Origin of the sequence: Psychrobacter sp., from assembly GCF_018260395.1 — a bacterium.
Lineage (GTDB): Bacteria > Pseudomonadota > Gammaproteobacteria > Pseudomonadales > Moraxellaceae > Psychrobacter.
The window spans coordinates 1-1,200 of record NZ_JAGLBC010000253.1 but is presented as its reverse complement, the minus strand read 5'-3'; the positions used below and the strand labels follow the sequence as shown (position 1 = coordinate 1,200).

Below are 1,200 nucleotides of genomic sequence, written 5' to 3'. Positions count from 1 at the left end.
AAAAAGAAGTGCGAAAAAGGAGCAAATCGAATAAAGTTATAGGATAGCAGAAATAAGGACTATCCTATGACATTTGAAGCCACTTTTAGCATCATTACTGATCCAAGGAAAAATATTAACCTAAAGCACAACTTACTCGACATCTTATTTTTAGTTGTCACCGCCATACTTTCAAATGCAGAAGGCTGGGTAGACATAGAAGAGTTTGGTAAAACCAAAGAAGATTGGTTAAAGAAATATCGACCGTTTGAAAATGGCATACCCTCACACGATACCATAGCACGGGTCATATCAATACTGGACCCTGAAACCTTAAACCAATGCTTTATAAGTTGGGTAAACCAAATAAGACAACATCAAGACTTACAAATAATAGCCATAGATGGTAAAACCCTAAAGCATTCCTATCAAAGCAGTACAGACAAACTAAGCGCCCTACACAGTGTCAGTGCTTATGCAACAGAGCAAGGAATCAGTTTAATACAAAAAAAATCACAGGCTAAAAAAAATGAAGTTAAAGCCGTACTTGATATCATAGATGAGCTACAAATAAAGAAAACAGTTATTACTGCTGACGCTATGAGTTGTTTAGACAAAGTCACGGATAAAATCATTAAAAAAGGGGCTGACTATGTGTTACAACTAAAAGACAATCAAGCCATACTACTAAGAGAAACAAAGGCTTACTTTCATAAAGTAAGACGAGACAACCCAGAGTTAATCGAAAAGGGTCAGTATACCGAAACAACATCCGACCACGGACGCATTGAAACTAGACAGTGTACGCAACTGCTTGTGACAGATTGGTTTGACCATACAGATAATTGGAACAACCTTACCAGTGTGATTGAGATACAGCGTACTCGGTATAATAAAACAACTGACAAAGAAACAAGTGAGACAGCTTATTATATTAGCTCATTAAAGATTGACCCTAAACTGGCTAATACAGCGGTAAGACAGCATTGGGGAATAGAAAATAGTTTGCATTATGTATTAGATGTCACCTTTAAAGAAGATGATTCTAGGATACGGTTAAAGAATGCAACTGAGAACATGGCCATACTACGCCGTTTAGCGTTAAATTTAATCAAGATTTCTGATAAAAAAGGTAGCGTCAAGTCTATCCTTAAGCAGTGTGCTTGGAATGATGAGGTTCGTGATTTGATTGTTATGGGCTAAAAGTGTGCGTTTGCCCTG

Annotated in this window: 1 protein-coding gene; it reads left to right on the top strand. The window is 37.1% G+C overall.

The window, feature by feature from the left end; genetic code table 11:
* Nucleotides 1–66: 66 nt before the first annotated feature.
* Complete coding sequence (locus tag QZ265_RS10905) at nucleotides 67–1,182, top strand: ISAs1 family transposase (RefSeq protein ID WP_296406105.1); 1,116 nt, start codon at nucleotides 67–69, stop codon at nucleotides 1,180–1,182.
* Nucleotides 1,183–1,200 lie beyond the last annotated feature (18 nt).